The organism is Pseudomonas sp. PA-4-8C (assembly GCF_021606625.1).
Taxonomy (GTDB): Bacteria; Pseudomonadota; Gammaproteobacteria; order Pseudomonadales; family Pseudomonadaceae; genus Aquipseudomonas; species Aquipseudomonas lactis.
This window is the reverse complement of record NZ_WKCD01000588.1, coordinates 1-660: the sequence shown is the minus strand read 5'-3', so window position 1 is coordinate 660 and position 660 is coordinate 1. Positions and strand designations below refer to the sequence as shown.

The 660-nt window shown below is 60.0% G+C and carries 1 protein-coding gene; it reads left to right on the top strand.

Annotation, left to right across the window (positions count from 1 at the left end; translation table 11 throughout):
* The coding region (locus GIW04_RS31145) for an ABC transporter substrate-binding protein (protein ID WP_236479669.1) at positions 1-660 on the top strand (660 nt) is incomplete at both ends.

Below are 660 nucleotides of genomic sequence, written 5' to 3'. Positions count from 1 at the left end.
GAACTACCCGCCGATGGACTTCAAGGACCCGGCCACCAACAAGCTCACTGGTTTTGACTTCGACCTGGGCAACGCCCTGGCCGAGCGCCTGGGCGTGAAGATCAAATGGCAGGAAACCGGCTTCGAACAAATGCTCAGCGGCCTGACCACCAAGCGCGTCGATATCGTGCTGTCGGGCATGAGCGACACCGCCGAGCGCCAGAAGGCCGTGACCTTCGTCGACTACTTCACCAGCGGCCCACAGTTGTACACCCTGGCCAAGCGCGAAGAGATCAAGGAATTGACCGACTTGTGCGGTAAAAAAGTCGGCACCAGCCGCCGCACCACCTGGCCGTCGGAAATTACCGCCTGGAGCAAGGCAAACTGCGAAGCGGCCGGTAAGCCGGCAATCGTGGTGATCGGCACCGAAGGTTCGGCGGATGCCCGGGCGCAGTTGCAGCAGAACCGCCTGGATGCGGCGATGCAGGGCAGCGAGACGATTCCTTATTTGATGGCGCTGGACAAGGGCAAGTACAAGCCGGTGGGGCTGGCGATTTCCAAGCAGTTCACCGGGCTTGGGATTGAGAAGAGCAATACCGAGTTGGTCACGGCGATCAGTGAAGCGTTGCAGGGCATGATTGATGACGGGACCTACGGCAAGATCCTGAAGAAGTGGGATCT